The sequence below is a fragment of the Aliiruegeria haliotis genome (assembly GCF_003003255.1).
Classification (GTDB): domain Bacteria; phylum Pseudomonadota; class Alphaproteobacteria; order Rhodobacterales; family Rhodobacteraceae; genus Tropicimonas; species Tropicimonas haliotis.
In genome coordinates this window covers 439,668-465,617 of record NZ_PVTD01000001.1, presented here as the reverse complement: position 1 = coordinate 465,617, position 25,950 = coordinate 439,668, and the positions used below count along the sequence as shown (strand labels likewise).

The window sequence follows — 25,950 nt, the reverse complement described above, 5'->3', positions numbered from 1 at the left end:
TGGTTGGTTTCGGCGTCAGCGTTTGGAACGGATGCACCCTGCAACGAAGGTGCGCGCCAATTGCCGGGCCCCATCGGACCGCCGCCTGTACCGGTCGCGCTCTCGCGCAGATGTTGGCGCGGCAGCGATAGCAATTGACGTTTGCCCAAGCGGGCCGTGCTTCGACGCGGCTCAACGGCAAGGCGATGCGCTCTGAACCCGGCACTGGGCTCGCTCGAACGGGCTTCGGTGCGACTGCCACCGCTGTCGCGCGACCGGTGCGCAAGAGGCCTTGCTTGTACGCGGTCAAAGGCTCCGCCATCCTGTCGGAAGGCGTTTTCGCGCGGGACCTACCTCAATTCTGCTTTTCTGGACTCGGCAGTGTGTCGTCGCACGAAACGCAGGATCGCCCCGGCCGGAATGGCGTCCCCCGCCGGCATCAGCGGTCAGTGGCCATATCGAGCGCTGGATCGTCCTCCGCCCAGGGGCTGAAGGGCGCGGGTACGAGTATCTTGTTCTCCTGGCTTATCTGGAGCGGCCGGGTCTTTTTCGCGTAGTCGATCCAGCGCTGATCGGCGAGCAGCCGCGCCCGGCGTTCTGACCGCTCCGCAAGATCCTTGTAGGCCCACATGTGCACGATCTGGTGCTGCGGCCCGATCTCGGTGCGGAAATAGCCCACCATGCGGCCAAGGATCGGGCGCTGGATAGCAAGCCCTTCCGCCTCGTAGAGCCTGAGGTATTCCGGCACGGCGCCGATCTGCAACGTGTAGATCCGTTCTTCGACGATCATCCGGCTATCCTGTTTTTTCAGCCTCTCCCTGCGCGCGAGCGGCAGAGAGCGATTGGGTGGGTGTCAGTGCCTCGGGATCAACCCTGAGTTCGATGAGGTATCCGTCGTCGGAGGCGCGTGCCCGGTCAAGGGCGGCGGCGAACGCCTCCGTTTCGGTGACGACCTCGCCCGGGATCCCGAAGGCCCCGGCAAAGGCAACGAAATCGGGGTTCGTCAGCGCCGTGGAAATCACCCGCCCGGGATGGTTGCGCTCCTGATGCATACGGATCGTGCCGTACATGCCGTTGTTCACCACGAGATAGATGATGGCGAGGCCCTGCGCGCGCGCGGTGGCGAGCTCCTGTGCCGTCATCAGGAAACAGCCGTCGCCGGAAACGGAAACGACGCTGCGATCCGGATGCACCAGTTTCGCCGCCACGGCGGCCGGCACCGCGTAGCCCATGGAGCCAGACGTCGGTGCCAGTTGCGTGCGGTAGCCCCGGTGGGAATGAAACCTGTGCAGCCAGACGGCATAGTTCCCGGCACCATTGGTATAGATCGTGTCCGCTGGCAGCGTGTTGGAAAGGTGCCGGATGACCTCTCCCATATTGAGCGCGCCGGGCACCTGTGTGGGGGTAAGGAAGGCCTCGTAGTCGGCCCGGAACCCCCGTGTCCAGCCGGGATCGGCGCGATGGCCGACCTTCAGGTCCAGCATCGCGCCAAGGAATGCCTCCGCGCCGCTGGCAATGGAGAGATCCGGGGCATAGACATGGCCCAGCTCCTCCGGGCCGGGGTGGACATGCACCAGGCGCATCTGCGGGACCGGACTGTCGATCAGGGTATAGCCCTGGGTCGTCATCTCTCCCCAGCGGCTGCCGACCGTGATCAGCAGGTCGACCTCCTCGCGCACCTTCCGGGCCAACTCCGGCACCGGCGCGATGCCGATGACGCCGCCATAATTGGGATGGCCGTTGTCGATGTAGTCCTGGCAGCGGAACGTCGTCGCGACGGGCAGGTCGAACCGGTCCGCGACGTCCGCGGCCAGCCGGGCGGCCTGCGCGCTCCAGCCCGGCCCGCCAAGCACGAGCAGCGGTTTCCGGGCCTCCGACAGCATATCGCCAAGGCGCGCGATTGCGGACGACTCCGGCGCGCCGCGCGCAACACTGGCCGGCCGTGCATCGTCGACCATGGCGCGGGCGGAGAGGACATCCTCCGGAAGTGCGAGCACGACCGGCCCCGGGCGGCCCGACATGGCCACGTGCCAGGCACGGGACAGGTATTCGGGGATGCGGGCGACATCGTCGATCTGCGCAATCCACTTGGCCATCTCGCCGAACATCCGGCGGTAGTCGATTTCCTGAAAGGCCTCGCGGTCCATCATCTTCCGCGAGACCTGCCCCACCAGAAGGATCATCGGCGTACTGTCCTGGAAGGCCGTGTGTACCCCATTGGAAGCGTTGGTGGCACCGGGGCCGCGGGTCACGGCGCAGATTCCCGGCCGACCGGTCAGCTTGCCATAGGCATCGGCCATGTTGGCGGCGCCGGATTCGTGACGGCAAGTGACCACGTCGATGCGGTCGCGATGGTCATAGAGCCCGTCCAGCAGGCCGAGGAAACTCTCCCCGGGCACGCAGAAGACCTTCTCCGCCCCGAGAATCGCGAGCTGGTCAGCGAGGATACGTCCACCGTGTCGGACAGCCGGCCCGGGCGCCGACGGGGTTCGATCGTGGTTGGGCATGGGATTGGCCTCCGAATCGTCCCGCTCTCCGGGCGGGTATCTGGCCCGCAACCTAACCTGCGAACTCCGACCGGCGGAAGCCCGTGGCGGCGACAAATCCAACGGTCAGGCCGTGCCCACGGGCGGTCCGCGCGGCCTTCGCAGAACGCGACCATCGGGCCGCTGCCGCCGCCACTCCTACTCACCGGTCCGCCAGCGGTTCCGGCATCGCGACGGCGCAGGCGGTCGCAGGGTCACGGCCCCGGTGAGCCGATGACGAAGCGATCGGCACCAGTGTTGGCGTGAACCTTCGCATTCCCGTGAGGAACAACCACGGGAGCACGCGCTACATGCCGCAGCGAGCCGACAACCGCCGCCCGGCAGAACAAGCGCGGCCCTCCTCCGCCCACGAACGGAGCGCCGGGAAGTCCGTCCCTGCACCTTCAAAAATGCCTCGCGCGCAGGAAAACCAAGGCAGGTCGACGGTCAGCCTGCCAAGGAGGCCGATCGCAACTCCGCAACACCGCCTGCCCCTGACAGGCTTCGGATTGCTCAACACCGCCAAGCTGGTCCACACTCGCCGCATACGCCCCCGACCCCATCCACGGAGACCGCCATGACGCCCCACGTGATAGATCTGCCGCCCGTCGTGGGCCTGCCCGTGGTGGGAACCAAGGCCACCTTTCCGGTGCGCCGCGTCTATTGCATCGGCCGCAACTATGCCGCCCACGCCATCGAGATGGGCCATGACCCCGACCGGGAACCGCCGTTCTTCTTCCAGAAAAACCCCGACAACCTCGATCCGTCAGGAGACTTCCCCTACCCGCCGCAATCGAGCGATGTCCATCACGAGGTCGAGATGCTGGTGGCGCTGCACTCCGGTGGGCGCGACATCCCGCAGGGTCGGGCGCTGGACCACGTTTATGGCTATGGCGTGGCGCTGGATATGACGCGACGCGATCTTCAGGGGCAGATGAAGAAAATGGGACGACCGTGGGAAATCGGCAAGGCGTTCGAACGCTCCGCGCCGGTTGGTCCGATCCATACCGTGGACTCGGTCGGTCATCCCGACACCGGCGCGGTGCAGTTGAAGGTGAACGGGGAGCTCCGCCAAAAGGGCAACCTGAACCAGATGATCTGGAAAGTGGCGGAAATGATCTCCTACCTGTCGACCTACTTCGAGCTGGCGGCTGGCGACGTGATCCTCTCCGGCACCCCGTCAGGCGTGGGGCCGGTGGCGCGCGGTGACAGGCTGGAGGCCTCAGTGGACGGCCTCGGGACGCTCGCGGTCCGGGTGACCTGATCCCGGTCACCCGGGCAAACCCGGCGGCACCGATCAGCACACCGTGTCCACCTATTCGAGAAACTCGACCGGTTTTTCCCACTGGATCAACACGGTACACCCATCGGTCGACCAGACCCTGTGGTCGGTGCCCACCGGATTGAAAACGATCGACCCGGCCGGGTAGGTCCCGCGCTCGTCGCTCTGGCTGCCGGAGAGGACAAGGATGGTTTCCAGTCCCGTGTGACGGTGCCGCCGCACCGACGCGCCCTCGCAGTACCGCAAGAGCGCTACGTCGGGCCCGCCACTGAACAGGCGACAGATCTCGACCCCGTCACTGAACGGCTCGAACTCCAGGGAGGCCCAGCCCTCTGGCAGCAGCTCCGCGATGCTCATGCTCTCAGCCATCCAACCCTCCCAGGATCGCGTCGGTCGGCGCGGCCCATCCGACGATCCCGCCCTGTGCGGTGATCATGTCGATGGCCGCCGCCTTGAAGGCGGGGAAATAGCTCTCGGTCGCGTCGGTCGCGAGAATGCAGTCGAACCCCCTGTCGTTGGCCTCCCGCATGGTCGTCTGCACGCAGACCTCTGTGGTGACACCCGCCACGACCAGTTGGCGGATTTTCCGGGTGGCCAGCACCTCGGACAGGCCGGTCGCGTAAAACGCCCCCTTGCCCGGCTTGTCGATCACCACTTCGCCCGGCAGCGGCGCCAGTTCCGGTACGATTTCGGCGCCGGGGGCACCGGCGATCAGGATACGGCCCATCGGTCCGTCGTCGCCGATCCGCAACGCCGGGTCACCACGCAAGCGCTTGGAGGGCGGGCAGTCCGAAAGATCCGCCCGGTGGCATTCCCGCGTGTGGTAAACCGGCAGCCCCGCGGCCCGGAACCCGTCGAGCAGCCGCCGAACCGTCGGAATGATGGCCTGAAGGGGCGCCACGTCGTTGCCAAGGCTGGCGCCGAAGCCGCCCGGTTCCACGAAATCGCGCTGCATGTCGATCACCACCAGCGCGACCTGCGCCGGGTCGATGGCGAAGTCGAAGGGCTGTGCCGGGATCCGTGCCATCAGCCATGCCCCGCCATGTGTTGCCCGATCTCGGAGACATCCGCGGATGCGATCGGCGTCTCGAAGGCCACCCGCCCCTCGGACATCACGAGGATCCGGTCGGAAAGCTCCATGATCTCGTCGAGATCCTCGCTGATCAGCAGGATCGCCGTGCCGTTGTTGCGGGCCTCGACCAACCGGTCGCGGATCGAGGAGACGGCGGCGAAGTCCAGCCCGAAGCACGGGTTGGACACGATCAGCGCGTCCACCTCGCCCGTCAGTTCCCGGCCCAGCACCGCGCGCTGGACATTGCCGCCCGAGAGCGACGCGATCCGGGCCGCGGGCGAGGATGTCTTGACCTTGAAATCCTCGATCAGCGTGGACGCGTTGCGCGCAATGGCACGGTCGTCCTTCCAGAAGCGGGTGCGCCCGTTCCCGCCCGTGTCGAAGGTCCGGAAGGCAAGGTTCTCCGCTACGCTCATCCGCGGGGCGCAGGCATTGCGCAGCGGCTCCTCAGGCAGGTAGCGCAGCTTGTGCGCCCTGGCCTCGGCGCGTGTTGCGGCGAAGGGCTGGCCGTTCACCGTGATCTCGCCGCCGGTCATGCGGCGTTGCCCGGTCAGGACCTCCATCAACTCCATCTGCCCGTTGCCGGAGATCCCGGCGACCCCGAGGATCTCACCCGACTTCAGGCTGATCTCGTCGATCCGTATGGTCTTCAGGCCGGTGCGGTCCTGTGCCTCCACACCGCTCAGGCGCATGATCTCCCGCCCGTTGGTCGCCGCACGGGGCCGCTTGCTGACCTCCGGGGCCGTGCCCATCATGGCGCGGCTCATCTCCTCGACCGACATCTCGCCGACCTTGCCACCGCCCACGTAGCGCCCGCGCCGCAGGATCGACACCTCGTCGGCAAAGGCGGTGACCTCGCGGAACTTGTGGGTGATCATCAGCACGGTGATCTCGCCGGCCCGGGTCAGGGCGCGGACATGGCCCAGCACCTCGTCGGCTTCCGCCGGGGTCAGCACCGACGTCGGCTCGTCGAGGATGAGGAACCGGTTGCCGAGATAAAGTTGCTTGAGGATCTCCAGCTTCTGTTTCTCGCCCGCGGCGAGCCGGCTGACCGGCAGATCCAGCGGAACCGAGAACGGCATCGTCGCCATGAACTGCGCGAGCTTCTCCCGCTCGCGGCGCCAGTTGATCACGCCGGGCGCGTCGGCGCGGCTGATCACCAGGTTTTCCGCCGCCGTCAGCGACGGGACCAGCGTGAAATGCTGGTACACCATGCCGAGCCCCAGCGACTGTGCGATCTTCGGATCGGTCATGAAGGCTTCGCGGCCAGCAACCAGCAGTTCTCCCGCGGTGGCGTGGTAAAAGCCCATGATACACTTCACCAGCGTCGACTTTCCGGCGCCGTTTTCGCCCAGCAGCGCGTGAAACGACCCCGCCTGGATGTTGATCGAGACGTCGTCGAGCGCGGTGAACTCCCCGAACCGCATGGTCATGTGCAACGCCTCGACGCTGATCGCCCCGGCCTCTGTCGTCAGCGTGCGGGTCATCCCGGCAACCCGGCGATCAGGCTGGCGCTGTCGCTCACCGCGCCAAAGACGCCGCCCTGCATGGTCACCATCTTGATGGCGGCGGCATGGTTTCCGGGATCGGTGGCACCGCAGCAATCCTCCGCGATCACGCATTCGAAACCCCGGTCATTGGCTTCGCGCATGGTGGTGGAGACACAGACGTCGGTGGTGATCCCGGTCAGGATCAGGTTCTCGATCCCCCGCATGCGCAGGATCAGCTCCAGGTCCGTAGCGCAGAAACTGCCCTTCCCGGGCTTGTCGATGATGACCTCTCCGGGCAGCGGATACAGCTCCGGGATGATGTCCCAGCCGGGTTCTCCGCGCACAAGGATCTTGCCGCAGGGGCCGGGATCGCCGATGCCCGCGCCGATCTGTTGACTGCGCCAGCGCTTGTTCGCGGGCAGATCGGAAAGGTCGGGCCGGTGCCCTTCGCGAGTGTGGATGATGTGGTAGCCCTTCGCACGCATACCCGCCATCAGGGCCTTGATCGGCGCGATGGGAGCTTGTGTCAGCGACAGGTCATAGCCCATCGCATCCACATAGCCGCCGGTACCGCAGAAATCGGTCTGCATGTCGATCACGATCAGGGCGGTGTTGCCGGGCCGCAGATCGCCGTTGTATGGCCAGGCATAGGGGTGACTGTCGATCGTTGGCATCAGCTGGGGTCCTTTTCACCGAAGCTTCGGGATGGCGCGGGGAAGCCGCAGACCGTGCCGTCGGTCACGGCGACATCGTCCTCCCATGGCACGCGGTAGGCGCCCGCCGCGAGGTCGGTCATGTAGGTATAGGGGCAGTCCTGCGCCCCACCCTTCACGGCGACATAGCCGCGGTGACCAAACTGGTACGGGTTGTTCTCGACGCCCCAGCCGAGCCGCGCTTCCCGCACCAGATCGGGGCGCACCTCCGCGGTTATGATCTCGTCGGGGCGGCCGGTCTGCCCGTGTGCCAGGACGCTGCCATCGAAGTCCACGATCATGCCCTCGCCCATGCTGTCGAACGTGCCGTCCGATCCGCACATGCAGACATTTGCCGTGACCATCAGGTTGCAGAAGCTGTTGGCGCGGTTGGTGAAACGCCATGCCTCCCGGATCGGCGCCGTGTAGCCTGCGGTGCGGATCATGATCTCCGCCCCCTTGTAGGCCGCCTCGCGCGCCATTTCCGGGAACATGCCGTCGTGGCAGATGATCAGCCCGATCTTCGCACCGCCGGGGCCGGTGCAGACCGGAATGCCGGTGTCCCCCGGCTCCCACGGCTCGACCGGCACCCAGGGGTGCATCTTGCGGTAGTAGAGCTGCACCTCGCCGGTGTCGTCGATGATCAGGCCGGTGTTGTAGGGATTGCCGCCGGGATTGGCCTCCATGATCGAGAAACAGCCCCAGATCGCGTTGTCGATACAGGCCTGTTTCAGCGCCGCCACCTCCGCGCCGTCCATGGAGCACATGATCTCGGGGTTGGTGTCCATCGACAGGCCGTGCAGCATGTATTCCGGGAACACCACCAGATCCATCGTGGCAAGGTTGCGCCGCGCCTTGGCCACCAGCTCGACCACACGGGCGGTCTGCGCGGTCAGCTGGGCTTTGGTTTCCACCACCGGCAGCTGCAACTGCACAAGGCCGATTACCAGGCCGTTTTCCGATTTGTTCAGACCGCCTAGGCCGTTCATCTTGTGGTTCCTTACTTCGTGAGGCTGAGTTCGAGCGGCGCGCCCTGCATGGCGCGGTCGGGGGAGGAGGTCAGGATCAGCAGGCCCAGTGTCAGCACATAGGGTGCCGCGAAGAAGAGGTAGTATCCCTCTGAAATGCCGATCGATTGCAGGGCCGGTCCAAGCGCACCCGCCCCACCGAAGAGGAGCGACGCCCAGAAACAGTTTACCGGGTTCCAGCGGGCAAAAATCACCAGCGCGATGGCCATCAGGCCCTGCCCGGAGGAGATCCCCTCCGTCCAGCTTCCCGGGTAAAAAAGCGACAGATAGGCCCCGCCGACCCCGGCAAGCGCGCCGCCCATCGCGGTGGAAAGCAGCCGCACCCGGTCGGGATCGAGCCCCATCGCGCGAGCCGCGTCTGTGCTGTCGCCCACGACCCGCACCGTCAGCCCGACCCGTGTGCTGCGGAACATCCACGCCATGGCCAGCGCCAGCAGTCCGCCCAGAATGAACAACACGTTGACCTGCAACGCCGCGCGCACCTGCGGCACATCCGACCACCAGCCGAAGTTGATCGACGGCAGATCGGGCGCAACGGGCTGGATGTAGGGCTTGCCGAAAAAGAAGGCGAGCCCCATGCCGAGCAGCATCATCGCAATGCCCACGGCGATGTCGTTCACACCCTTGAACTTGCAGATCCAGCCGTGGAGCAGTCCGAAACAGGCCCCCGAAACCGCCGCGGCCAGAACGCCGGCGAAGGGCGAGCCGGTTTCGTAGGCGATGGCGTAGCCGCTCATCGCGCCGAACACCAGCGTGCCCTCCAGCCCGAGGTTGATCCGCCCCGACCGTTCGGTCAGGCATTCACCGAGGGAGACGAAGATGAAGGGGGTCGAGACCCGGATGGCACCGCCGAGGATGGCCAGCGGCACGCCCCAAAGGCCGATTTCAACCGAGTCCATCAGCGGCGCTCCCAGAAGGCGGGTGTGAAGATACGAAACCGTCCATAGAGCGCCTCGCTGAGAAGGATGATGACAAAGACCATGCCCTCGAACACCAGGATCGTGGCATCCGGCAGGTCCATCCGGCGCTGGATCAGTCCGCTGGAAGCCTCGAACCCGCCCAGCAGCACCGCGACCGGCAGAATCGCCAGCGGGTTGTGACGGGCAAGAAAGGCCACGAGGATACCGGTATAGCCATAGCCCGCGATCAGCGAGGCATTGGCGGAGCCGTGCACGGCGGCGACCTCGAAGAAGCCCGCAAGCCCGGCGAACGCGCCGCCAAGCGCTGTGAAACCGATGACCAGACGCGCCACCGGCAGGCCCTGCACCTGCGCGGCCCGGACGTTGTCCCCGGCGATGCGCGCCGCGAAGCCAAGCGTCGTTCGGTCGATCAGGACCCAGCTCACCAGGCAGGCCAGCACACCCGCCACGACGCCCCAATGGGCGGCGATCCAGGGCATGTCACCGACCCTGAGCGCCTCTGCCAACGGCGCGGTGGAGGGTTTGTTCAGGCTCGCCGGATCGCGGAAAGGGCCCTCGACGAAGTAGTTGAACAGCGCGATGGCGATATAGGCCATCAACAGCGAGGAGATGGTCTCGTTCACCCCGCGTCGAATTCGCAACGCGCCAATGGCACCGATCCAGAAGCCGCCGATGGCCATCGCGGCCAGCGCCATCAGGATCAACCCGGCATAGCCGGGCACGCCCGCGACCGCCGTTCCGGTCACCGCTGCTGCCAGCCCGCCGAGCACGATCGCGCCCTCGCCGCCGATGACGACGAGCCCGAGGCGCGCCGGCAGCGCCACGCAGAGCGCGGCCAGAACCAGCGGGGCGACGCGCGACAGGGTGTTCTGCCAGGAAAAGGCCGAGGAGAACCCCGCCTTCCAGACCAGCCCGTAGAACTCCGCCGGCGATTTCCCCATCACCAGCAGGAACAGGCTGAAGGCTGCGAAGCCAGCGAGGAGCGCGGCGAGCGGGATCGCCACGGCCTCCGCCCGAAGCGCCAGACCCGCAAGGATCCGGGCTCCGGGCAGATGCGCCCGTGTCGGTATCTGGTCGGCGGCGCTCATGTCAGCTGGTGGACCCCATGACACCGTCGACGAGGTAGTCCATGCTCTCCAGCTTCACATCCGTCTCCACGAAAGCTTCGCCGTCGGCCGCGATGATATTGCCCGCGTTGTCCTTCAGCGGCCCCTTGATCGCCGCGAACCCACCGGCCATGATCTCTGCCTTCACGGCCTCGAACTGGGCACGGCCGGCATCGGAAACGGCAGGACCGAGCGGGCTCATCTTGATGAACCCGTCCGCGAGCCCACCGCGCAGGAAGTTCGGGATCTCCTCCCCGGCCATGAAACTGGCGACGAGGTCGGTGTAGACGCCCGCCCAGTTCCACTCCGCCCCGGTAAGATACATGTCGCCGGCAAGGGGGCTCTGGTCGGCATGGTAGCCACAGACATAAGCGCCTCGCGAGACCGCCGTCTCGCAGACCACTTTCGGTCCGTCGACGTGGCAGGTGATGACGTCGCAGCCCTGGTCGGCCAGTGCGTTGGTGGCCTCCGCCTCCTTGACCGCCAGCGACCATTCTCCGGTGAAGATGACCTGGCAGGTGATCTCCGGGTCGACCGCCCGGGCTCCCAGCAGGAAGGAATTGATATTGTTGAGAACCTGCGGGATCGGCTTGGCGGCGACGAAGCCGATCTTCTTGCTCTTGGTGGCATGACCGGCGGCGATGCCGTTGAGGTACTGCCCCATACCGATGTAGCCGAAGTAGGAGCCTGCGTTGGTCGGATTGCCCTCGGCCCAGAGACCGCCGCAATGCTCGAACCGGACGTCCTGATATTTCGGCGCCAGTTCCAGGATATGGGGATTGAAATAGCCGAAGGAGGTCGGGAAGAGCAACGTCGCCCCATCGAAATTGATCATGGATTCCATGGTGTTCTGGACATCCTGGCTCTCCGGCACGTTCTCCTCTTCCAGAACGGTCACGCCTGCCATCGCCTTGACCGCCGCGGCGCCTTCCGCATGGGCTTGGTTGTAGCCGAAATCATCCTTCGGCCCGACATAGATGAAGCCCACGGACAGGTCGCCCGCCGCCTGCGCTGGCCGCGCCAGCCCGCCAAGAGCCGCCGCGCCGAGCGCCGCCGCCGTTGTCCCGAGGAAGCTCCTGCGATCGAGGTTTCTGAAAGTGGTCATGGCATTGCTCCAACTGCTGCCCGTGCGCCGGGTCCGGCGGCACATGTTCGGTTCTCGGAAACGGTAGACCGCCCGAGCGCTGTTGGCGTCTGCTAATAATTCCTCAAAGCGATGCAAAAAATGCACCACTCTAGGCAAGCTGCCGTCAGCGCTGGAAGTTTGGACTATCGAAAGGCCTCCAGCGCCTTCGCCAATCCCTGCGCGAAGCGGGCGGAGGCCACCGGCAGCGTGCGTCCTCGCATCTGCCCAAGGAGCAGGCTGCCCGCGGGCACATCGCGCGTGGAGATCGGGCGGACCGCCAACCCATCCTCGGGGCGCGGCTGCAAGCCGATCGGGATCTGGAAGGCAACCGCGTCCTCGTGGGCCACGTAGTGGCGCATGAAGTCGAAGCTGTCGGATTCGGCGATGGGCCGCAGCGGCCGCGACCCGCGCGTCGCCGCATCCTCCAGCAAGGCCCTGACGCCGTAGTGTCGTGTCGGCAGCACATGCGGATGATCGAGGCAATCTCGCAACCGCACCTCCTCCCGGTTCGCCAGCGGGTGCCCCTCCCGGATCAGCACGTGAATGATCTGCGGCACCGCCATGAGCACTTCGAAATCGACAAGGTGCACAGGCTCGAAAACCAGCGCCAGGTCGCTGCTGAAGGTGGCAAGGTCCCGTTCCGCCGCCTCACGATCCCGCACCGTCACCGAGAAACTGACGCCCGGGTGATGGGTTCGGTAGGCAGCGATCTGCCGAGGCAGGAAATAGGGGATGAGCGCCTGTGAACAGGCGACGCTCACATGGCCGCGTCGCTCGCCGGAGAGGTCGGCAACCTGGCTCTGGACCCGCCGCAGGTCCGATTCCTGCGCCCGGAAATGCTGGACCAGCAATTCCCCGGCCGGGTTGAGCCGGACCCCGCGCGGCAGGCGCTCGAAGATTTCCGAGCCGAACTCCTCCTCGAACCGCTGTATCCGGCGGTTGAGCGCAGACGCGGTGATGTTCATGTCATCTGCCGCCTTGCGGATCGACCCGGCGCGCACGACGCCCTCGATGTAGCGAAATGTCTGAAGGTGTTTCATCGCCCGCCTCGTCCGGTGCATTTTTTGCATCGCTTTTGTGAATTCTTAGCAGTTGCGTTGGGCGCTGCAACATCGAACCTGTGCGCAAGGCCCGGCCTGCCCGGTGCGACAACGAGCGAAGGAACCGAGCATGTCCGATATCCCGATGACCCTCCACGGTCTGCACGCGGCCTACGCCAGAGGGGTCAGCCCGGAGGCGGTGATCCGACAGGTCTACGCTCGTATTGCCGCCGTTGGCGATCCCGCGATCTTCCTCGCCATGCCCACCGAGGCCGAAGCCCTGGAGGCCGCCCGGGCGCTCGGGCCCTTCGACCCGTCGAAACCGCTCTGGGGTGTGCCCTTCGCGGTGAAGGACAATATCGATGTCGCGGGCTTTCCGACGACGGCGGCCTGCCCGGACTACGCCTATACCCCCGATGGCGATGCCTTCGTCGTCGCCCGGCTGAAGGCGGCGGGCGGGCTGTTTGTCGGCAAGACCAACCTCGACCAGTTCGCCACCGGCCTTGTCGGAGTGCGCACCCCATACGGCGCGCCGCTGAACTCCATCGATCCTGAAATTGTTCCCGGCGGCTCCTCGGGCGGCTCCGGCGTGGCGGTCGGCCATGGGATCGTTGCGCTCGCGCTCGGCACCGACACCGCCGGATCCGGCCGGGTGCCGGCGGCGCTGAACAATATCGTCGGGCTGAAACCCACCCTGGGCGCGCTTTCGGCAAGCGGTGTCGTCCCGGCCTGCCGCTCCATCGAGACCATCTCGATTTTCGCGCTGACGGTGCAGGACGCCTATGCCGCCTTCCAGGTCTGCTGCGCGCACGATCCGGCGGATGCCTTCGCAAAACCCTGCCCCGCACCGGCATTGACCGCCCCACCGGCGGCCCCCGTGATCGGCATTCCGAGCGCAGACAGCATACGGTTTCTAGGCGACACGGTGCAGGCGGCGTCATTTGCCGAAGCGGTCGACCTGTTGCGCGGCCACGGCGCCGAGATCCGGGAGATCGACTTCGCGCCGCTCTATGCCGTGGCCGAGATGCTCTATGAGGGTGCCTGGGTGGCGGAACGGTATACCGTGATCGAGGAGTTGCTGCGGCGGAAACCGGAGGCCATCCACCCGGTGACACGGGCGATCATCTGCAAGGCAGAGGCCTTGTCCGCCGCGGATGCCTTCCGCGGCATATACCGGCTGAAGGAACTTGCCCGCGCGGCGGAACCCGCCCTTGCGGGGATCGATGCGCTCTGCGTGCCGACCATCCCGACCTTCTACAGCACCGCCGATCTGGAGGCCGACCCGGTCACGCCGAACTCGAACTTCGGCACCTACACGAATTTCGTGAACCTTCTGGACATGTGCGGCATCGCGGTGCCGACCCCGGCCCGCAGCGACGGGCGCCCGGGCAGCGTGACCCTGCTTGCCGAAGCAGGCAAGGACGCGCTCGTGGCCGCGCTCGCACTGGATCTCGAAGCTGCTGGCAACCGGGCACTGGGCGCCACCACATGGGCGACCCCCGCCCCGGCTACGCTGCCGCCCGCCGCTCCGACGAGCCAGGGGCTCGCGGTCTGCGGCGCCCACATGACGGGCCTGCCCCTCAACCACCAACTGACGGAGCGCAACGCCGTGTTCCGGCGCACCGCCCGCACCAGCGACGCCTACCGGTTGTTCGCGCTGGCCGGCGGCCCGCCGCGCCGCCCGGGCCTCCTGCGCGGGAAGCCCGGCACCGGCGCGCCGATCGCGCTCGAAATCTGGGACGTCCCCTGTGACCAGGTTGGCAGCTTCCTGAAAGGTATCCCCGCGCCGCTGGGCCTTGGGACGATCGACCTGGAGGACGGATCGACGGTGCAGGGTTTCCTCTGCGAGGCGGTTGGAACCGAGGGCGGGGAGGACATCACCAACATCGGCGACTGGCGGGCATACATCGCCCGCACAGGCTGACCGCCGCGCCGCGCCCGTCGGCAAGCAGCCACTGCACGATGAGCGCCCCTTGTGCCGCAGCGGACCGGAACGGGACGGTCGACCCGACCCGCTGCGGATCCGCGCAGAACTTGCAGGGCTTGCACGAAATGTCGCCCGCGCCACCGGTGGTATCCATAGATAGCGCCATCTCCGCCGATCCCGTCCGCACCATCCCGCCCACGAAGCGCAAAGGACACCGGTGTTCTTCGCGCGACGTGGAGATCCCTGCGAGTATCTCCCCTTGGGGCGTGTTGATCGCGGCGCAGCAAGAGGCGCTCGGGCCATTCACTCAAGCCGCCACGAAGACGTGGGACCCCCACGCGGGGCCGCGCGACAGGTCGCGTCAGCTTCCGCACCCACGCCCTCGCATCCCGGCTCCCGGCCGCATTTACGTCAGGGCCGAGCTCAACCTCGCCGCGGCCTCGACGCCGTCGATCACCGGCACGGAGACCCGTGCCCGCACCTCGGCCGCCAGCCGCGACATGCCCCCACAGCCAAGGATGATGCACTGGCTCTCATCCTCGGCAATCGCCAGTTCCGCCTCCCGGGCGATCGTGTCACACGGCGCGGCACCCTCGCCCTCGGTCTCCAGAACCGACAGCTCGCTCGCCCGCACCCGGTCAAGCCAGGGAGCCATCCCGTAGCGCCGGATGTTTTCCTCGATCACCGGGACCGAAACCGGCAACGTCGTCACCACCGAGAACCGAAGCCCGCGCAGCATCGCCATGCAGAACGCCGCCTGACCGATCCCCAGCACGGGACACTCCGCGAGGTCGCTTGCCGCCGCCAGCCCGGTATCGTCGAAACAGCCGATGATGATGCAGTCGAACCGCGCCCCGGCCCGCGCCACCAGCTTCAGCAACGGCGGCTCGGCGCGCCTGCCATCGTCCGGCCCCTGGATCGCCGCCGGGGCGGCCCTCGATGTCCAGCCGGTGAAGTCGACGGACGGCGCAACCGCGCGGGCCGAGGCCAGCATCGAGGCCGTCATCGTCTCGGTGCTGTTGGGGTTTATCAGCAGAACGCGCGGCATTCAGAGCATGCCCTGCCCGGCGTCGGAGCCGCTTTGCGCACGGCGGCGGGACTGCACCCAGACCGCCAGCAGGAACACCGCGATCACGAGGAAAGAGAAGATTGTGGTCAGCGTGCCGAGGGCAAAGATCACCGGCGTCGTGACGTTGGTTGTCATGCCGTAGATTTCCAGCGGCAGGGTGTTGTAGCTGCCGGAGGTCAGCAGCGTCCGGGCAAATTCGTCATAGCTGAGCGTGAAACCGAAAAGCGCCACGCCGATGAGAGAGGGCGCGATGATCGGCAGCACCACGTGACGGATCGTTTGCCAGGCGCTGGCCCCGAGGTCGCGTGCGGCCTCTTCGTAGCTGGGATCGAAGCGGTTGAAGACCGCGAACATGATCAGCAGGCCGAAGGGCAGTGTCCACGTAAGCTGCGCGCCGTAGCCGGAGGTGGACCAGTGCACGTTCAGCCCCGATTGCGAGAAGATCAAACCGACGCCCAGCGACACGAGGATGGAGGGGATCACCAGCGAGGTGATCACGAGGTAGAAGATCACGGTCGAACCCGCGAACCGCTTGCGAAAGGCCAGCCCGCCCATGACCGAGACCACGATCGTCGTGACCATGACCATCAGCCCGAGCACCAGCGACCGCGAGAAGCTCCCCCAGATGTCGCCCACCGCCTGTTGCCGGAAGAGATCCGCGAACCAGTGGGTCGAGACGCCGCGCATCGGGAAGGTCAGCCCGCCCTCCGGCCCCTGGAAGGACAGGATCGCGATGGTCAGCGTCGGCCCGTAGAGGAACAGCAGGAACAGCGCGAAGAAACCGGCGAGGATGTAGAAACTGCGCGGACGTTTGGCGGACATCTCAAAGCTCCTTCCGGATATCGACGAAGCGAAGCAACACCGCGATGATCAGCAGAACCGTCGCCAGCAGCACCACGGCAGTCGCGGCGGCGGAAGGGTATTGCAGCAACGCGATGTCGTTTGAAATCAGCCGCCCGACATTCGCCGACTGGCTGCCGGACATGAACCGCACGGTGATGAAATCGCCCATCACCAGCGTGACCACAAAGATCGAGCCAATCATGATGCCGGGCTTTGCCAGCGGAATGATCACGTTGGTCAGGGTCTGGAAACCGGAGGCGCCATTGTCGTAGGCGGCCTCGATCAGGCTCCGGTCGATCCGCATCATCGTGTTGAAGATCGGCACCACCATGAACAGCGTGTAGAGATGCACGAAGGCCAGGATCACCGAGAAATCGGAGAACAGCAGCCACTCCACCGGCGCGTCGATCACGCCCCAGGAGATCAGGGTCGAGTTCGCCAGCCCGTTGCGGCCCAGGAACGGGATCCAGGAAATCATGCGGATGATGTTCGAGGTCCAGAACGGAATGGTACAGAGCAGGAACAGCGCGATCTGCCATGTGAGAGAGCGGACATGGAAAGCCAGGAAATACGCCACCGTGAAGCCGATCAGCAGGGTGAAAACCCATGTGATCGCGGCGTATTTAAAGGTGTTGAGGAACACCGAATACGTGACCGGAGAGCCGAAGAGAAACTGGTAGTTGTCGAACTGGAAGGCCGGGTAGATGGAAAATTCGGTCGCCCCCCAGAAGCTAACTACCACGATCATGACAATCGGCAGCACGAGGAAGCACAGCAGCACGAGCGACAGGGGCGCGGCCAGCAGCCAGCCTGAAAGGTGATTGTTTCTCAGAATTTTACGCATCGAAGCTCCGGCGAGAGGAATGTCGCCCCTTCTCCGCGAAACAGGAAGGGAGCGGGGCGGCGCGGAAGGGTCGGACGCCGCCCCGGGTCCGGGTCAGGCACCGTCAGGCGGCGATGAACTCGTTCCACTTGCGAACCATGTACTGGTTCTCGTCCATTACGGCGTTCCAGCAGGCCACTGCGCCCATGCGATCGTGGAAGGAACCGCCGTCGCGGGTCTCGCCGGCCTGCGCCAGCGGATCGCCGAAGGGCGAGGTGATGACGTCGGTGGCTTCCTTGCCCTCGAACCAGTAGCCCCATTCGTTCTCGGACATGAAGTTCTTCGAGGTTTCCGGAACGGCCGAGTAATATCCCTGCCGCATCAGGAACCCGCCGACCCAGCCGTCGAGATACCAGTTGATGTATTCATAGGCCGCGTCGAGCTCCAGACCGCTGAGCGACTTGGAAAGGCCGATGCCGCCGCCCCAGCTGCGATAGCCTTCCTTGAGCGGCTGGTAGACGCAGGGGATGCCACGGGACTTCACCGCCGTGATGGCAGGCGACCACATGGACTGGATCACCACCTCGCCAGAGGCCATCAGGTTGACGCTCTCGTCGAAGGTTTTCCAGAAGGCGCGGAACTGGCCGGATTTCTTGGCCTCGGTGAAGATCGCCATCGTCTTGTCGATCTCCTCCTTCGTCATGTTGCCCTTGTCGCCGTACTGGACCTCGCCCATCGCCTCGCAGACCATCGCCGCATCCATGATGCCGATGGAGGAGATGTCGAGGATGCTGGCCTTGCCCGCAAACTCCGGGTTCAGCAGCTCGGTCCAGCTCTCGATCGGGCGACCGATCAGGTCGGGGCGAATGCCGAGCGTGTCGGCGTTGTAGATGGTCGGGATCAGCGTCATCCAACCGGATTCGTTGTCCACGAATGCCTTGCCGTCCGGCCCGTCGACAAAGCCCACGCTGTGCGGCGCGGTGCCCTGGGCGATGGTGCTATCGGGCGTCAGCTTGCCATCGCGAAAGATGCCGACGATCTTGTCGTAATTCTTGATCTTGCTGGTATCCATCGCCTGAAGATTGCCCGTCGGCCAGACCTTCTTGCAGATCCAGTACTCGATGTCGGCAATATCAAAACTGTCGGGCTGGGTCGCGGCGCGCTGTGTCACCGCGTCGGAATCGAGCGCCGTCATTTCCAGCGTGAAACCGAGGTCTTCCTTCACCTTGTCGGCGACCTCATTGAGGTTGGACACGCCGGTGCCGAACTGGCGCAGCGTCACGTCCTTGATGTTCTGCGCCCAGATCATCGGCGCGCCGAGCGTGGAGGCGCCGGCAGCGGTCACCGTCGCCGCAGCGCCTTTCAGGACGCTGCGCCGACTCAACCTAGGGGTCTCGAAATCCTTCATGTCACTCTCCTGTTGCTGTTCGTGTTTCGTCCGATGTCAGACCGCGACCGGATGCAGCGCGCTGTCGTCCCACGACAGGCCCACATCCGCGCCCTGCTGCATCGGTTTGTCGAAATACGCGTCCTCGGGGACGATGGCGGCGATCTCCTGATCGCCTGCGGCCCGGACCGTCAGGAGCACGTGCCCCCCCTGGTACTCCACACCTGTCACCTGCCCGTCGAGCCGTCCCTGCGTGGCCGCCGTCAGGGAAACCCTGTCGCTGCGGATGGCGAAATGCCCCTGTGGCAGCGCGATCACGTTGTGCCCGCCCATGAAGCGGGCGACGAACTCCGTACGCGGCCGGTTGAAGACATTGCGCGCCGGTCCTGCCTGTTCGATCACTGCGTTGTTCATCACCACGATCTCGTCGGACAGTGCCAACGCCTCGTCCTGGCTGTGCGTGACGTGGATGAAAGTGATGCCCAGCTCACGCTGAAGCCGCTTCAACTCCGCCCGCATGCGGATGCGCAGGAACGGATCCAGCGCCGAGAGCGGTTCATCGAGCAGCAGCACCTGCGGGTTGGTGATCAGCGCCCGCGCCAGCGCAACGCGCTGTTGTTGTCCGCCCGACAGCTGGTCCGGCCGGCGGTCGGCATAGCGGACCATATCCACCAGATCCAGCATCGCGCTGGCCTTCTTGCGCCGCACGGTGGCCTCCACCCCCTTCATTTTCAGGCTGAAGGCAACATTGTCGATCACTGTCAGATGCGGGAAGAGCGCGTAATTCTGGAACATCATTGCGGTGCCGCGCCGTGCCGGCGGCATCCAGGACACGTCCGAACCGCCCAGCACGATCGAGCCGTCGGTCGGCGCCTCGTGTCCGGCGATCATCCGCAAGGTCGTGGACTTGCCGCAGCCCGACGGCCCCAGAAGGCAGGCGTAGGAACCGGCGCGAAAATGGTGGTCGATCCGGTTGACCGCCAGGGCCTCACCGTAGCGCTTGGTGAGGGAAACCAGTTCGAGATCCTGTCCGGTGGTCATGTTCGCTCCCGCTTGCCGTTGCCCGATCATTCGCCGGCAGCCCCGGAAAGCGGAAACCCGTTCGCCCCTCCGCGGGACGCCAGACAGCAACTGCCCAGCATCCGAGCGCCCTTTCCCGCCCTTCGTACAAAACGGAGGCTATTATTGTATACAATCCATCGCAAAGTTATCGACACGTCAGGCGAATCTTGCACTCATCCACCCGGACGCCCTATCAGGTGCTTGCAGAGGAGGAAGTATTCGTGACCGGTATCGGCAAAACCACACGCCAACGCGGCCGGGACGTGGCCGAGGGCCTCGCCACGGCGATACACGAGCACCGACTGTCCCCGGGAATGAAGCTCAACGAAGACGAGGTCGGAGAGATCTTTGGCGTCAGCCGCACCATCGTGCGCAGTGCGCTGCAATCGCTGTCGCACGAGCAACTCGTGGTGATCGAACCCAATCGCGGTGCCTTTGTCGCCCGTCCCAGCGTGCGGGAGGCACGCGAGGTTTTCGAGGCCCGCGCCCTGCTGGAGCCACGCACCGCGCATTCCGCGGCCATCCGCACGACGGCAAGGGATATTGCCTTGCTGCGGGGCCATATCGACGAAGAACACGCCGCCATTGACGCCGGGGATCACGGCCGTGCCCTGCGGCTTTCCGGTGACTTCCACAACGAGATCGCGCGGATCGCCAACCAGGCGACAATTGCCGCCTTCATCGGTCAACTTGTGGCGCGCTCCTCCCTGATCATTGCGCTCTACTGGCGCCGCAGACAGGCGACCTGCGAAAGCCACGCGCACCACGCGTTGCTGGACGCGCTCGAAGCGCAGGACGCAGACCGCGCCGAGGATCTGATGAAAAGCCACCTGGTGGATCTTGTGTCGTTGCTCGACCTGACCGAGCCCGCAGATGCCCCCAGCTCTCTGAAGGAGGCTCTAGGACCCCGATGAAGCTGCGTACCATGACCCGGTCGGAACTGCCGACGATCCTCGAATGGGCGGCCGCAGAGGGGTGGAATCCCGGGCACGATGACGCCCCGGCCTTCCACGCCGCCGATCCGGAGGGGTTCTTTGTCGCGGAACGGGATGGGCGGCTGGCGGCGGCCATTTCGGTGATCAACCATTCCGACAGCTTCGCCTTTCTCGGCCTTTACATCTGTCACCCGGAGTTTCGCGGGCAAGGCGTGGGACTGGCGCTCTGGAACCACGCTCTGGAACACGCCGGGTCGCGGATTGTCGGGCTCGACGGCGTGCCGGATCAACAGGCGAACTACCGCCGTTCGGGCTTCGTCGCGGCGTCCGAGACCACCCGTTTCGAGGGCACCCTGCCCGGGGCATCGCGCGCCGGCCTGCGTGTCGCGACCGACGCCGACACGCAAGAGATGATTGCGCGCTGTGCAGCGGCCAATGGCTATGGGATGGACAGGTTCCTCTCTGTCTGGTTCCGGCCGGAAGAGAGCCGCCAGAGCGTTGTTCTGGACGGCGCGGACGGCGGGATGGCAGGGTTTGCCACTTGGCGGCACTGCCGCAACGGGGTGAAGATCGGCCCGCTTGTCGCCGAGGATCTGGCGACCGCGACGGCACTCATCGACGGGATTGCCGCGCGTCACCCCGAGGTGAGGCTGGTGATCGATGTCCCCCGCGAGATGACGTCGCTGGCCGAGCATTGTAAAGCCGTCGGCATGACGAGCGCCTTTTCGACTGCCCGGATGTATCGCGGCACAGCACCTGTACCGGGTGCGGGAATACACACCATCGCCACGCTCGAACTTGGCTGATGATCGGCTTGCCACATGGGCGAATCGACGATGGCTGGTCGGTCGAAGCACACAAATTTTGACAGGCAAATTGTTGATTTGAAAATTTAAATGGCATTCGCCAGAATCGGCAACACACACCCGGCCAGAACATGCCATTTCCCACCGAGGCCGCGTATCAGCTATTGCCAGGCCACCCCCAACCTTGCCGCAACGTGTTTCGCTGCCACACTGACAGTAACGCCAGCCCCCTCGGGCGCCACGCGTGGACCCTACCGCGACCCAGCCATGCGAACAGAGCCTGCGCCCGGTGCAGGGGGCTAGGTCACCAACGCGATATCCCACGTCCTGCTGGTGCCCGATGCCCGTCGCGGCGTGCCCTTCCGTTGCCGCTGCCCCTCACCGGGGGCTTGCACGCGACCCGCCGACTTGTGTGGCGCTGCTCGCCGCACCATCCACCATTGCCCATCGCGCGCGGATCGGGGCGCACCCAACCTCGCCCGTCTGCCTGCCCACGGAACAGGTCCAGCCGCAGAGGCCGCTCGACCCACCGTGCGCGACCTGATCGGCGAGCGTTGCGGCGGGGAGGGCTTCGCCATGCTTGACGCCCTGCTGGACAACATCGAAGAAGAAGGAGCGGCCTGCCGCCGCCCGGGGCCTTTCACGGACATCGCATGACCCAAGACATCACCCGCGCCGAGGGTTCGGCGGACGACTTCACACTCACGATCAACGCCGCCGGTGATCGCGCCGCGCCCTGGACCGCGCGACAGAACGCGATTCTGAGCGATGCCGTATACACCGCCGCGCGGGACACCATTTCCGCCTGGCCCGGCTACGCGCCGACGCCCCTTCACGCCTTGCCCGCCCGGGCCGCCACGCTTGGCATCGCGGCGCTGCACTACAAGGACGAAGGCGGACGTTTCGGGCTTGGCAGTTTCAAGGCGCTCGGGGGTGCCTATGCCGTGGTACGCCTGTTGCAGAAACAGGTCGAGGCCCGGCTTGGCCACCCCGTCCCGATGGCCGAGATCATTAGCGGCGCCCATGCGGAGATCACCGCCGGGATCACAGTTTGCTGCGCCACGGACGGCAACCACGGCCGGTCGGTTGCCTGGGGCGCGCAGAGCTTTGGCTGCAATTGCGTGATCTTCATCCACGCCACCGTCTCCGAGGGCCGCAAATCGGCAATCGAGGCTTATGGCGCAGGGGTGCGCCGGACCGACGGCAATTACGACGACAGTGTCCGCGCGGCACAGGAGACCGCAGACCGCGACGGCTGGTTCGTGGTCTCCGACACCTCCTATCCGGGCTACATGGAGGTGCCGAAGGACGTCATGCAGGGCTACGAGATCATGGCAGCAGAGGCTTTCGACGCGCTTGAACAGCCGCCGTCCCATGTCTTCCTGCAAACCGGCGTCGGCGGTATGGCGGCGGCCGTGACCGCGCAGGCAAAGCGCCGCTGGGGGGCGGATCGCCCGGCCATCGTTCTGGCCGACCCCGACCTCTCGGCCTGTTGGCTGGAGAGCTTCCGCGCCGGTCGGCCTTCGGTGATCGATGGCGATCTCGACACGATCATGGCCGGACTGGCTTGCGGAGAGGTCTCGTCCCTCGCCTGGGAAATCCTGGAGCCGCATGCTGACGCCGCCCTGGCGCTGCCCGACACCTCCGCCATTCGGGAGATGCGGATGCTCGCCGCACCCCTCTCCGGCGACCCGGCCATTGTTGCGGGAGAAAGTGCCGTCGCGGGGCTCGCGGGCCTCGCCAATGTGCTCAAGGTGCCGGGGGCCAGTGCGGCGCTCGGGCTAGGCCCTGCCTCTCGCGTGCTGGTGTTCGGAACCGAAGGGGCGACCGATCCGGAGGTCTATCGCGCCATCATCGAAGGACGGGAGCCATAGGCGGACCCTCTCTGTCCGCCGCCCAGACGGGGCCCATCAACGGCGACGCGCCACGCACCTCCACCGGCGCGGACAATGGCGATGATGCGGCTTGCCCGGGAGCGCGACGCTCAATGCCTGTCCCGCACTTGCACTGACGACCTTGCTTCGGCGCCGGTCCCCGGTAGGTGACGCGCCGAAGTGCAGGTTCGGGACCGAGTTGGGTCAGTCGTGGCCCCCGGACTTGGCATCATGTACCACCTCGGCGAAGCGAAACGCACGCACCGGAGGAGGGCCAATTCAACACCTGGAACACGGTCGAAGCGGGTCATTGGAACGCGCCGCACGATCCGCTTCCAGTCGCGGAGAAGGATAAATTTATATTTACTACAGTGTGTTGAAGCAGGAAATTCACGCGCCGAAAACCCCGCCTTTCTTGGGCTCGGCATGCGAGTCCGCATCGACCACCACTGGTCCGAGACAGGCTCGGGCCTACGGAGACGGACGCAATCGCGCTGGCCCACTTGCCCCACTCCAAACAAACGCGAGCCCACCAAATGTTCCTGCAACGAGCTGTTGGTACAGCCGGAGTGTGCCCCGAGCGGGCTCTGCACCAGTGCGACCGCAAACGCTGGGTTGAAGGCAAGCAGGCACTTTGTCAGTGGCAGAATACGTGCGCGCCCTGCGCTGCGATCCCGGAACGTGCCCGGGTATGGGGCAAGTATATGGCCACCCGGATGGTCCTCTGGCGGTGCTCGGACAGAACGTCCCCGATCTCGACCAGCGACTTCAACCTGGGCCGGACGGTTTGCGCACCGCTGTCGGAGCCACAACCGCGCGGGTATCCGGGCCGACCGGAGCCCGCGCCAGCCCTCCGACCAGGTGTTTCCAAATGCGTCAGTTGGGGTAGACTCCCGCCAGGGAGCACTCCGGTTCCGAGCCTTGGGGAGATCACGATGACCCGCGATGACGTCAATGCCTTCTGTGCCACGCTGCCCGGCGCCGAGGTGAGCGCCCCCTTTGGCCCCGGTCATGACATCTGGAAGGTCGGCGACAAGATCTTCGCAGCCATGGGCGCGCAAGGTGTCGGCGTGTCGGTCAAATGCGCCGATGTCCCGACCGCGGAGATGCTGCGGGAGGCTGGCCCCTTCGAGAAAGCCCCCTATTTCCACCGTAGCTGGGTTCTGGCCCCTTTCGGCGCCGTGGAGCGTGACGAGGTGGAACACCGGATTCGTCTCTCCTACGACATCATCGTGTCGAAACTGCCAAAGAAGGTGCAGGCGCAGCTGTCCGGCGGCGTGTGATCTGCACGGCGGACCTTCAGCCCCGCCTCGACCGAGTGACCGCGGCAGCGCTTGCGAAGGAATGTGGGGCCTGTTTCACCGTTGATAGGACGCGGCTGTCCCCTACGCCGCCCGACACATGGATGGCCGACCGTGTAGCGCCGCATCGGGACTGGCGGTCAGACGACGGGACGGCGCAGTGCTGCAGGGCACCGGACGGCGCATCGGCAAGTTGCCCTGAGCGGTTGTCCGAACCGAAGGCGGATGGCCCGCCGCTCCCGATGCTGGAACGAATGGCGGATCGGCGTTCGCAGCCTCACCGCGTAGGGCGGGGATGCACCGCTCAGCCGACCGTCAAATGGGGGGTGTCGCTCTCCCCGGTGACTTCGCCCACGACACCAGCACCATCGAACCCATGGCGGCGGAAAATCTCCAGCACGCCGTCGAGCGCCGAGGGCGCGCAGGCGACCATCAACCCGCCACTTGTCTGCGGGTCGGTCAGAAGGGCGCGATCAATCTCGGAAAGCCCTTCTGAAAGAGCAACTTCCGCGCCGTAGCTCGCCCAGTTTCGGCCGGAAGCGCCGGTGATGAAGCCCCGCTCCGCCAGCTCGCGCACACCGGCCATGACCGGCACCGAAGCCCAGTCCACCCGCCCCGAACACCCCGCCCCGCGCAGCATCTCCAGAAGGTGCCCGCCAAGCCCGAACCCGGTCACATCCGTCAACCCGTGAACCCCATCGAGTTCGGCCAGTTCGGGGCCCGGCGTGTTGAGCTTCGTCGTGGTTGCGATCATCTGCGCATACGCGGCCCCGCCGAGTTCGTTCGCCTTGAGCGCCGCCGACATCACCCCAGCGCCAAGCGGTTTGCCGAGCACAAGTACGTCGCCCGGCCGGGCGCCGACGTTCTTCTTCACCAAATCCGGATGCACGAGGCCCAGCGCCACGAGGCCATAGATCGCCTCGACCGAGTCGATGGAATGGCCGCCGACAACCGGGATGCCGGCCTCCTTCGCGGCGGCGTTTCCGCCTTCCAGCACCCGGGCGATAGTGGCCTGCGAGAGCACGTTGATCGGCATTCCGACAAGCGCCAGCGCCATGATCGGACGTCCTCCCATGGCATAGACATCGCTCAGCGCGTTCGTCGCCGCGATCCGGCCGAAGTCGAAGGCATCGTCCACGATCGGCATGAAGAAATCGGTCGTCGCCACCAGCGCCTGGCTGTCGTTGAGCCGATAGACCGCGGCGTCGTCCGCATTGTCGGCGCCAACCAGCACCTCCTCAGGCAGCGTGATGGCGGTGGTCTGCCTGAGGATCTCCGACAGGACCGCCGGGGCGATCTTGCACCCGCAGCCCCCGCCATGGGACAGCGAGGTCAGACGGGGTTCGTTCGGCGTGTCCTGGATGGTCATGGCAGATCCTTCGCGAAGGTGGGCCGGGGGCGGGTCGCCCGGCGGTCGGATCCGGGCCTAGCCCTGGCGCCGGGTCCTGTCAACGCAGGCTCCGGCAAACCCGTGTGGCCCGCCGTGCATGGCCCGCACGCGCAGGGGCCAGGCATCTGTGGGAAGCGGCGGCGACGCCCGGTGTGCAGGCAGTCTGGACCGAAACCGCAAGCGGTTGCGACCCGGCGCGCGCGCGATTCATCCGCCCGGCGTGCCGAGGGCCAGAGGCCTCTGGACGCCGTCGGACATAGGGTGCGCGCCATA

Annotated in this window: 24 protein-coding genes; 7 read left to right on the top strand and 17 right to left on the bottom strand. The window is 65.9% G+C overall.

Annotated features, from left to right (window positions below; translation table 11 throughout):
• Window positions 1-418: 418 nt before the first annotated feature.
• Window positions 419-769 carry an NIPSNAP family protein gene (locus CLV78_RS02080; protein ID WP_106203106.1) on the bottom strand — a complete coding sequence of 117 codons (351 nt, stop codon included), beginning with the start codon at window positions 767-769 and terminating at the stop codon, window positions 419-421.
• Window positions 770-773: 4 nt separating this feature from the next.
• The gene (locus CLV78_RS02075) at window positions 774-2,486 is read right to left on the bottom strand and encodes a thiamine pyrophosphate-binding protein (protein ID WP_106203105.1); all 1,713 of its coding nucleotides are present in this window, start codon (window positions 2,484-2,486) and stop codon (window positions 774-776) included.
• A 595-nt stretch (window positions 2,487-3,081) separates the two neighbouring features.
• Between CLV78_RS02075 and CLV78_RS02070 the strand changes: the two genes are divergently transcribed.
• On the top strand, window positions 3,082-3,768 hold the full coding sequence (locus CLV78_RS02070) for a fumarylacetoacetate hydrolase family protein (protein WP_106203104.1): 687 nt from the start codon (window positions 3,082-3,084) through the stop codon (window positions 3,766-3,768).
• A gap of 51 nt (window positions 3,769-3,819) precedes the next feature.
• Here the strand turns inward: CLV78_RS02070 and CLV78_RS02065 are convergent, their stop codons facing one another.
• The 9 genes from CLV78_RS02065 to CLV78_RS02025 form a co-directional block, all read right to left on the bottom strand.
• Window positions 3,820-4,155, bottom strand: coding sequence for a cupin domain-containing protein (locus CLV78_RS02065; RefSeq protein ID WP_106203103.1), 336 nt, complete (start codon window positions 4,153-4,155; stop codon window positions 3,820-3,822).
• Window positions 4,148-4,813, bottom strand: coding sequence for a cysteine hydrolase family protein (locus CLV78_RS02060; RefSeq protein WP_106203102.1), 666 nt, complete (start codon window positions 4,811-4,813; stop codon window positions 4,148-4,150). Before CLV78_RS02060 ends, CLV78_RS02065 begins: the two co-directional genes overlap by 8 nt.
• Window positions 4,813-6,345, bottom strand: coding sequence for an ABC transporter ATP-binding protein (locus tag CLV78_RS02055; protein ID WP_106203101.1), 1,533 nt, complete (start codon window positions 6,343-6,345; stop codon window positions 4,813-4,815). Before CLV78_RS02055 ends, CLV78_RS02060 begins: the two co-directional genes overlap by 1 nt.
• Window positions 6,342-7,022 carry a biuret amidohydrolase gene (gene biuH / locus CLV78_RS02050; RefSeq protein ID WP_106203100.1) on the bottom strand — a complete coding sequence of 227 codons (681 nt, stop codon included), beginning with the start codon at window positions 7,020-7,022 and terminating at the stop codon, window positions 6,342-6,344. The genes CLV78_RS02055 and biuH overlap by 4 nt, the downstream gene beginning before the upstream one ends.
• Window positions 7,022-8,029 carry a formamidase gene (locus CLV78_RS02045; protein WP_106203099.1) on the bottom strand — a complete coding sequence of 336 codons (1,008 nt, stop codon included), beginning with the start codon at window positions 8,027-8,029 and terminating at the stop codon, window positions 7,022-7,024. Before CLV78_RS02045 ends, biuH begins: the two co-directional genes overlap by 1 nt.
• A gap of 11 nt (window positions 8,030-8,040) precedes the next feature.
• Complete coding sequence (locus CLV78_RS02040; RefSeq protein WP_106203098.1) at window positions 8,041-8,967, bottom strand: ABC transporter permease; 927 nt, start codon at window positions 8,965-8,967, stop codon at window positions 8,041-8,043.
• Complete coding sequence (locus CLV78_RS02035; protein WP_106203097.1) at window positions 8,967-10,076, bottom strand: ABC transporter permease; 1,110 nt, start codon at window positions 10,074-10,076, stop codon at window positions 8,967-8,969. The genes CLV78_RS02040 and CLV78_RS02035 overlap by 1 nt, the downstream gene beginning before the upstream one ends.
• A gap of 1 nt (window position 10,077) precedes the next feature.
• The gene (locus tag CLV78_RS02030; RefSeq protein ID WP_106203096.1) at window positions 10,078-11,199 is read right to left on the bottom strand and encodes a BMP family ABC transporter substrate-binding protein; all 1,122 of its coding nucleotides are present in this window, start codon (window positions 11,197-11,199) and stop codon (window positions 10,078-10,080) included.
• Between the two features lie 164 nt (window positions 11,200-11,363).
• Entirely contained in the window at window positions 11,364-12,260 is an 897-nt protein-coding gene (locus CLV78_RS02025; RefSeq protein WP_106203095.1) for a LysR family transcriptional regulator, read from the bottom strand.
• A 130-nt stretch (window positions 12,261-12,390) separates the two neighbouring features.
• On the opposite strand from CLV78_RS02025, the gene atzF reads away from it, so the two are divergent.
• Window positions 12,391-14,184 carry an allophanate hydrolase gene (gene atzF, locus CLV78_RS02020; protein ID WP_106203094.1) on the top strand — a complete coding sequence of 598 codons (1,794 nt, stop codon included), beginning with the start codon at window positions 12,391-12,393 and terminating at the stop codon, window positions 14,182-14,184.
• A gap of 409 nt (window positions 14,185-14,593) precedes the next feature.
• Here the strand turns inward: atzF and CLV78_RS02015 are convergent, their stop codons facing one another.
• The 5 genes from CLV78_RS02015 to CLV78_RS01995 form a co-directional block, all read right to left on the bottom strand.
• Window positions 14,594-15,235 (bottom strand): aspartate/glutamate racemase family protein, encoded by a 642-nt coding sequence (locus CLV78_RS02015; RefSeq protein WP_106203093.1) that lies wholly within the window; start codon window positions 15,233-15,235, stop codon window positions 14,594-14,596.
• Window positions 15,236-16,078, bottom strand: coding sequence for an ABC transporter permease (locus tag CLV78_RS02010; protein WP_106203092.1), 843 nt, complete (start codon window positions 16,076-16,078; stop codon window positions 15,236-15,238).
• Window position 16,079: 1 nt separating this feature from the next.
• Window positions 16,080-16,943: an ABC transporter permease gene (locus CLV78_RS02005; RefSeq protein WP_106203091.1), complete on the bottom strand. Its 864-nt coding sequence runs from the start codon at window positions 16,941-16,943 to the stop codon at window positions 16,080-16,082.
• A 103-nt stretch (window positions 16,944-17,046) separates the two neighbouring features.
• On the bottom strand, window positions 17,047-18,330 hold the full coding sequence (locus CLV78_RS02000) for an ABC transporter substrate-binding protein (RefSeq protein WP_106203090.1): 1,284 nt from the start codon (window positions 18,328-18,330) through the stop codon (window positions 17,047-17,049).
• A 36-nt stretch (window positions 18,331-18,366) separates the two neighbouring features.
• On the bottom strand, window positions 18,367-19,350 hold the full coding sequence (locus CLV78_RS01995; protein ID WP_106203089.1) for an ABC transporter ATP-binding protein: 984 nt from the start codon (window positions 19,348-19,350) through the stop codon (window positions 18,367-18,369).
• Between the two features lie 242 nt (window positions 19,351-19,592).
• Between CLV78_RS01995 and CLV78_RS01990 the strand changes: the two genes are divergently transcribed.
• The 5 genes from CLV78_RS01990 (at window position 19,593) to CLV78_RS01975 (ending at window position 24,269) form a co-directional block, all read left to right on the top strand.
• Entirely contained in the window at window positions 19,593-20,285 is a 693-nt protein-coding gene (locus CLV78_RS01990; protein ID WP_425427904.1) for a GntR family transcriptional regulator, read from the top strand.
• On the top strand, window positions 20,282-21,112 hold the full coding sequence (locus tag CLV78_RS01985; RefSeq protein ID WP_106203088.1) for a GNAT family N-acetyltransferase: 831 nt from the start codon (window positions 20,282-20,284) through the stop codon (window positions 21,110-21,112). Before CLV78_RS01990 ends, CLV78_RS01985 begins: the two co-directional genes overlap by 4 nt.
• Before the next feature lie 531 nt (window positions 21,113-21,643).
• Complete coding sequence (locus CLV78_RS24710; protein WP_281261119.1) at window positions 21,644-21,769, top strand: hypothetical protein; 126 nt, start codon at window positions 21,644-21,646, stop codon at window positions 21,767-21,769.
• A complete protein-coding gene (locus tag CLV78_RS01980; RefSeq protein WP_106203087.1) occupies window positions 21,766-22,986 on the top strand; it encodes a diaminopropionate ammonia-lyase in 1,221 nt (406 codons plus the stop codon). The genes CLV78_RS24710 and CLV78_RS01980 overlap by 4 nt, the downstream gene beginning before the upstream one ends.
• Before the next feature lie 935 nt (window positions 22,987-23,921).
• Window positions 23,922-24,269: an MmcQ/YjbR family DNA-binding protein gene (locus CLV78_RS01975; protein ID WP_106203086.1), complete on the top strand. Its 348-nt coding sequence runs from the start codon at window positions 23,922-23,924 to the stop codon at window positions 24,267-24,269.
• A 322-nt stretch (window positions 24,270-24,591) separates the two neighbouring features.
• On the opposite strand, the gene selD is transcribed toward CLV78_RS01975, so the two are convergent.
• Entirely contained in the window at window positions 24,592-25,650 is a 1,059-nt protein-coding gene (selD, locus tag CLV78_RS01970; RefSeq protein WP_211300946.1) for a selenide, water dikinase SelD, read from the bottom strand.
• Between the last annotated feature and the right edge of the window lie 300 nt (window positions 25,651-25,950).

Bases quoted from the DNA above. Each gene is read 5' to 3' on its own strand.
- CLV78_RS02005 (WP_106203091.1), bottom strand. From the start codon at position 16,943: ATGCGTAAAATTCTGAGAAACAATCACCTTTCAGGCTGGCTGCTGGCC.
- CLV78_RS01980 (WP_106203087.1), top strand. From the start codon at position 21,766: ATGACCCAAGACATCACCCGCGCCGAGGGTTCGGCGGACGACTTCACA.
- CLV78_RS02045 (WP_106203099.1), bottom strand. From the start codon at position 8,029: ATGAACGGCCTAGGCGGTCTGAACAAATCGGAAAACGGCCTGGTAATC.
- CLV78_RS01985 (WP_106203088.1), top strand. From the start codon at position 20,282: ATGAAGCTGCGTACCATGACCCGGTCGGAACTGCCGACGATCCTCGAA.
- CLV78_RS02070 (WP_106203104.1), top strand. From the start codon at position 3,082: ATGACGCCCCACGTGATAGATCTGCCGCCCGTCGTGGGCCTGCCCGTG.
- biuH (WP_106203100.1), bottom strand. From the start codon at position 7,022: ATGCCAACGATCGACAGTCACCCCTATGCCTGGCCATACAACGGCGAT.
- CLV78_RS02000 (WP_106203090.1), bottom strand. From the start codon at position 18,330: ATGAAGGATTTCGAGACCCCTAGGTTGAGTCGGCGCAGCGTCCTGAAA.
- CLV78_RS02010 (WP_106203092.1), bottom strand. From the start codon at position 16,078: ATGTCCGCCAAACGTCCGCGCAGTTTCTACATCCTCGCCGGTTTCTTC.
- CLV78_RS02035 (WP_106203097.1), bottom strand. From the start codon at position 10,076: ATGAGCGCCGCCGACCAGATACCGACACGGGCGCATCTGCCCGGAGCC.
- CLV78_RS02075 (WP_106203105.1), bottom strand. From the start codon at position 2,486: ATGCCCAACCACGATCGAACCCCGTCGGCGCCCGGGCCGGCTGTCCGA.
- CLV78_RS01975 (WP_106203086.1), top strand. From the start codon at position 23,922: ATGACCCGCGATGACGTCAATGCCTTCTGTGCCACGCTGCCCGGCGCC.
- atzF (WP_106203094.1), top strand. From the start codon at position 12,391: ATGTCCGATATCCCGATGACCCTCCACGGTCTGCACGCGGCCTACGCC.
- CLV78_RS02065 (WP_106203103.1), bottom strand. From the start codon at position 4,155: ATGGCTGAGAGCATGAGCATCGCGGAGCTGCTGCCAGAGGGCTGGGCC.
- CLV78_RS02030 (WP_106203096.1), bottom strand. From the start codon at position 11,199: ATGACCACTTTCAGAAACCTCGATCGCAGGAGCTTCCTCGGGACAACG.
- CLV78_RS02040 (WP_106203098.1), bottom strand. From the start codon at position 8,967: ATGGACTCGGTTGAAATCGGCCTTTGGGGCGTGCCGCTGGCCATCCTC.
- CLV78_RS02080 (WP_106203106.1), bottom strand. From the start codon at position 769: ATGATCGTCGAAGAACGGATCTACACGTTGCAGATCGGCGCCGTGCCG.
- CLV78_RS02060 (WP_106203102.1), bottom strand. From the start codon at position 4,813: ATGGCACGGATCCCGGCACAGCCCTTCGACTTCGCCATCGACCCGGCG.
- CLV78_RS02055 (WP_106203101.1), bottom strand. From the start codon at position 6,345: ATGACCCGCACGCTGACGACAGAGGCCGGGGCGATCAGCGTCGAGGCG.
- CLV78_RS02015 (WP_106203093.1), bottom strand. From the start codon at position 15,235: ATGCCGCGCGTTCTGCTGATAAACCCCAACAGCACCGAGACGATGACG.
- CLV78_RS01995 (WP_106203089.1), bottom strand. From the start codon at position 19,350: ATGACCACCGGACAGGATCTCGAACTGGTTTCCCTCACCAAGCGCTAC.
- CLV78_RS02025 (WP_106203095.1), bottom strand. From the start codon at position 12,260: ATGAAACACCTTCAGACATTTCGCTACATCGAGGGCGTCGTGCGCGCC.